This window comes from Acinetobacter sp. YH01025 (assembly GCF_013420185.1).
Classification (GTDB): Bacteria; Pseudomonadota; Gammaproteobacteria; order Pseudomonadales; family Moraxellaceae; genus Acinetobacter; species Acinetobacter indicus.
This window is the reverse complement of record NZ_VOYR01000029.1, coordinates 1-4,439: the sequence shown is the minus strand read 5'-3', so window position 1 is coordinate 4,439 and position 4,439 is coordinate 1. Positions and strand designations below refer to the sequence as shown.

Sequence of the window (4,439 nt, the reverse complement as noted above, 5' to 3'; positions counted from 1 at the left end):
AGCGTATTTAAAACCTTTTGAATATTGTCCTTGTCCTCGATTTGTAAATTATCCCGATAGTAAATTAAGTTCTGTATTTTGCTTTCCATCTGCATTTTTTCGGTGGGTTCGGCATCTTTGGATAGTCGGGATAATAGGAAGATATAACCGCATATATTTTCCCTCGCAATTTCATAATTTACGATGTCGAGGTATTCAACGGTCACATGCTTTAGATCGGTTGATAGGTTATTTAATTTAATCATGGCTGAAATCCTGATTTTTCTAAAATTGGATAAAGCTCTCTGAATTTTTCAGGCTCTAACAGCATATCTGCTATACGGATAGCAAATTGCTGGTAGCTTTCTGTACCTTGTGAATATTTCCCCATTTCAGGCATTTCTGACATTTTTTTTGCAAATAAATGGCGTTGTGCATCGGTCATTTTGATAAAAAAGTCAGGTGTGTTTGGGTCACGCTTAGAATCTAATTTTTTCGGTTGTTGTTTCTGCTTAAACTTGAATGAAAACCCAGTAATTGTACGCCCTTTCTTGTGTTGCTCATAAGTGGCTTTTATGTCTGTATGTTCATTGATTTGAGTAATGGCAGTTTCTAATACACGGCTTTTAAAATGGTGCATACGTTGATATTCATCATCTTCAACACCTAAATTTTTACGTAATTGTTGTAGTTCAAAAACAGGTGTTTTACCAACTTCACGCCAAGCGATTAATAACTCATAAAGTCTAGTGGCATACTTACTGGTTAGGTGTGCAACTTGTTTGGCTTCATATTTTGTAAAGTGTTCTTCTAATCTAGTGATTAAAGGAACTACATCAGGTGCGAAAGTAATTTCTAGTAATGCCAAATCATCTACATAAAAAATACGGCTTACCCAGCGAGAGCGAACGATACCTACCTTCCCTGTTTTTTTATATTCGGCTGTATAGCTAAACTGCCTGTTAAATAGATTATTTACGGCATCTTTCAGGGCTTTGTAGGATGCATCAGGTGATACATTAAATAGTTTTGCATAGTCACTAGCATGTATTTCTAGTTTGCTATCTGCCGTAATACCCCGCCCTAATTCCCTTGCATTAATGATTGCAAGCATGACTAAACGCTGTTCCGTTAGTTCTAAATTATAACTGGCGTTTATTAATGCATTATCTTTCACAACTAAACCATTCTTCATATTAAATACACGTTATTATTAATGTGTATTTACACACTATATATTTTATGTGTGTAAATCAAGAGAATTTGTGTGCTTATACAAGAGAATTTGTGTGCTTATACAAGAGAATTTGTGTGCTTATACAAGAGAATTTGTGTGCTTATATAAGCTGTAGTCCTCTCATATCAATGTTTTCAGCTTATCTAAAAGCATTTAAAAGCTTTAAAAATAATTAAAAGCCTTTCGAGAGGGGAGTGCAAACTGCCCTAGGTACTCGCTAAAGCTCGTACTCTATTGAAGCTCGTTCCTCGCTTCGTGGGGCAGTTTTTGGTTAATCCTATTTGTGAAATCTAAAAGCAAAAGCATTTGTAATGTATTCGCTTCGCTCATACTTTTTGAAAAGCAAAAGCTCCAAAGTTCGCACCCATTCGGGATGCTCTGTACCTACCGTTTAAAATCGAAAGGGAGCTTGTAATCAGAGAAAAGGCGAGGGCGAAATTTTGATGATGCTCAATCGCTCGTAGACACTCGCTCGGTTCTTATTATCTAGGTTTTAATTATTTACTGGAGCTAATCAAAGTTGTGAAACATTGCTTAAATAATAGGCGTGAAACGTGAAAAATCATAAAAAAAGCCCGAACAGGGATGTTCGGGCTATAAACTAGAAACTACAGCATTGATTTCTATAGATAATTATAACGCATTTCGTATAACGTGTATTATGTTAATTTTAGGAGATCTATACAATTCTGTACTTTTTCACAATCATAGAAAAAGCAAATAAAATACTTACCCAAAATAAATAATCAATAAAAAAATTGAGAAAAACAAATTGATCCATGCCGATGAAAATAAATAAAGGATTGATACTTATACTTCCGACTGGAGAGGTTTCACCATCTATAAGGAACTGTAGAGGAAATCCCCCAGCTATGACTTCAACTTTTTCAAGCTTATCTACAACTATGCGAGCAACTAATATATTTTTTTGATAAAGCAAAGATACATAAGTCAAAATAATCGCTAAGAAATTAAAATATAATATTTTTTTCATAACTATTCTTTATCTTTTAAATTAATTAAAAACAGCCAATAACATAAGCCAGGAAAGAGAGCCATAAAAATAGTCCATGTATTGGTATACATTTTCCACCACTCTTTCGAAATTTCTCCTGTGTGACTCCATTCAAAAAGAATAAAAAATGGAGTAGCAATAATTATAGAGGCAATACAGATAGTTAATAAATTAAGACTGTTATAACGATTTAAAAGAATTGAGAATATGAAGCTGAAAGGTACAGTCAAAATACAATAAGCCAAGTAGACAAGACCGTGCCCTACAAGAACCACTAAAATCGAGTATAGGCTGTATTCCTGATTCATTACGATAAACCGGACTGCTGTGAAAAAAAGTAGTGGTAAAGGAGAAAGTAAGAGAGCTTTTACTATTTTTTCATTTGAGTATTTCACTAATTTAATTCTCTTATCTACTCAATAAATAATAATACTATAACGATTTTATTGGAGGTTTTTTGATTCTATTTAACATAATGGTGGTTATACGCAATACACTTGTATATTAATATAAAAATCAAATACTTAAAAATTTAACCCTGAGCATAAAAACAGCAAAAAGCCGACTTTGAAACAAGTCGGCTTTTTTATGTTCGATTCTGTAAGCTTTTGCCAATAAAAAATGGAAGAACTTTGCAAAAGTTACAATTTTGTATTAACATTTTTATATTAACAAAAAGCGATGCAACTATGGAAATTGAGTTTTCATGGGATGAGCATAAAGCAGAAATAAACCTTAAAAAGCATGGTATAGCTTTTGAAGATGCGACATTGGTTTTTTACGATGCTCATGCCTTATATAAACAGGATCGCTTTGAAAATGGTGAATATCGTTGGCAAGCGATAGGTATGGTACATGGGCAAGCTGTTTTATTGGTGGCCCACACAGTACAAGACCATAATGGGATGGATCATATCCGCATTATTTCGGCACGACAGGCAGAGAAAAAAGAGAGGAAACAGTATGAGCAAAACCGTTACGTACAAAGTAGATTTGAATAAACCTCCTGTTTTGTCTGAAGAACAAAAGGCAAGACTTGAAGCTCTGGCTAAACGCGCAGACAGTGAAATAGACTTTTCCGACATTCCTGAACTTGATGAAAGCTTTTGGAAAAATGCTGTCCAAAATCCGTTTTATAAGCCAACTAAACAAGTGACTACAGTACGCATTGATGCAGATGTCATGCAATGGCTAAAAGCACAAGGCAAAGGCTATCAGACACGTATGAATAAGATTTTACGTGATGCAATGCTGAATGATTTAAAAAATCACCCATAAAAACGGAGCTTAAGCTCCGTTTTTTACAAACTATTTTTAAGCTTATAGAATCTAAATTCGGGGTAAATTAAACCTATAATAAAAAGAATGGTAAATGCTATCCATAGAAACAAAGCCATAGCTCTAAGCTGTTCTTCATTCCATGAGCTTGATTCCATATCTAAGAAAAAGATACTCTTCCAGCCTTTAATATAATCAGCTCCACCCCATGAAATAATCCATTTGAACATTAAGCTAACTGCCAAATAAATAAGTACCCACACCCATGTAGACATAAATTACCTTATTATTTTTAATCACTTATTGGATAATTATAACTGATCTTAATAGTCTTATTTAACATAAAATCTCTTATGCGAAATTTCAGCTCGATGCTTTGAAATATGGCTTTAGCCATGTTTCAAAGTCGGGCAACTTTGCGCTTGCTGTAATCTGATCAGTAATAAGAAAAACCAAGCAAAGTACCGATCAACTAGTATTTTTTAGGGTCGATCTGACACCAGTCATACGTTTTTTCTTTGACACTACTCGGTTCAAACGAATAGCAATTTTTCCTCATGATTCTCACCAATGTTTCACCATCACTTTCTCTAATTTGTAGCGGATATTTTTTTAGTAAAGCCATATCAGCTCTACGGTTATCAATTTCGTCTTTGCTTGGCACGTATAAGAAGATTGCCAAAATGAATACCATCATCACAGCCACAAACGTGCTGGCAAAAATAAGGATAAGTTTTAAGTTGAGCCTGTTTGTAGCTTCGTTTAATGCCTGAATACTGTTGTTTAATGCACCTGTATGCTTCTTATTTGCGTTTTCTAGCGATTTTTCAGCCTTGTCTAGCACTCCACTAGCGACTTGGTTGTAAAACTGCTCTAATCGCTTCTTATCGTCTGCTATGGCTTCTCGATATTCCTTCATGGATGCCAATA

At 34.4% G+C, this 4,439-nt stretch carries 8 protein-coding genes; 2 read left to right on the top strand and 6 right to left on the bottom strand.

Annotated features, from left to right (window positions below; all coding sequences use genetic code 11):
* From FTT89_RS14340 to FTT89_RS14325, 4 genes are all read right to left on the bottom strand, one after another.
* The coding region (locus tag FTT89_RS14340; RefSeq protein ID WP_180172909.1) for a hypothetical protein at window positions 1-245 on the bottom strand (245 nt) is incomplete at its 3' end.
* Window positions 242-1,174: a replication initiation protein RepM gene (repM, locus tag FTT89_RS14335; RefSeq protein ID WP_026438545.1), complete on the bottom strand. Its 933-nt coding sequence runs from the start codon at window positions 1,172-1,174 to the stop codon at window positions 242-244. The genes FTT89_RS14340 and repM, both read right to left, overlap by 4 nt.
* A gap of 721 nt (window positions 1,175-1,895) precedes the next feature.
* Window positions 1,896-2,210, bottom strand: coding sequence for a hypothetical protein (locus FTT89_RS14330; RefSeq protein WP_000723215.1), 315 nt, complete (start codon window positions 2,208-2,210; stop codon window positions 1,896-1,898).
* A gap of 2 nt (window positions 2,211-2,212) precedes the next feature.
* Entirely contained in the window at window positions 2,213-2,626 is a 414-nt protein-coding gene (locus FTT89_RS14325; RefSeq protein ID WP_005020944.1) for a hypothetical protein, read from the bottom strand.
* A gap of 294 nt (window positions 2,627-2,920) precedes the next feature.
* On the opposite strand from FTT89_RS14325, the gene FTT89_RS14320 reads away from it, so the two are divergent.
* Both FTT89_RS14320 and FTT89_RS14315 read left to right on the top strand, forming a co-directional pair.
* Complete coding sequence (locus FTT89_RS14320) at window positions 2,921-3,232, top strand: BrnT family toxin (RefSeq protein ID WP_096902542.1); 312 nt, start codon at window positions 2,921-2,923, stop codon at window positions 3,230-3,232.
* Window positions 3,195-3,509, top strand: coding sequence for a BrnA antitoxin family protein (locus FTT89_RS14315; protein WP_096902543.1), 315 nt, complete (start codon window positions 3,195-3,197; stop codon window positions 3,507-3,509). The genes FTT89_RS14320 and FTT89_RS14315 overlap by 38 nt, the downstream gene beginning before the upstream one ends.
* A gap of 23 nt (window positions 3,510-3,532) precedes the next feature.
* Here the strand turns inward: FTT89_RS14315 and FTT89_RS14310 are convergent, their stop codons facing one another.
* Entirely contained in the window at window positions 3,533-3,784 is a 252-nt protein-coding gene (locus FTT89_RS14310; RefSeq protein WP_004969151.1) for a hypothetical protein, read from the bottom strand.
* Window positions 3,785-3,981: 197 nt separating this feature from the next.
* Window positions 3,982-4,437 (bottom strand): hypothetical protein, encoded by a 456-nt coding sequence (locus FTT89_RS14305; RefSeq protein ID WP_257220057.1) that lies wholly within the window; start codon window positions 4,435-4,437, stop codon window positions 3,982-3,984.
* Between the last annotated feature and the right edge of the window lie 2 nt (window positions 4,438-4,439).

Excerpts from the sequence above, each read along its gene's own strand:
- repM (WP_026438545.1), bottom strand. The coding sequence starts at position 1,174 with ATGAAGAATGGTTTAGTTGTGAAAGATAATGCATTAATAAACGCCAGT.
- FTT89_RS14330 (WP_000723215.1), bottom strand. The coding sequence starts at position 2,210 with ATGAAAAAAATATTATATTTTAATTTCTTAGCGATTATTTTGACTTAT.
- FTT89_RS14320 (WP_096902542.1), top strand. The coding sequence starts at position 2,921 with ATGGAAATTGAGTTTTCATGGGATGAGCATAAAGCAGAAATAAACCTT.
- FTT89_RS14315 (WP_096902543.1), top strand. The coding sequence starts at position 3,195 with ATGAGCAAAACCGTTACGTACAAAGTAGATTTGAATAAACCTCCTGTT.
- FTT89_RS14310 (WP_004969151.1), bottom strand. The coding sequence starts at position 3,784 with ATGTCTACATGGGTGTGGGTACTTATTTATTTGGCAGTTAGCTTAATG.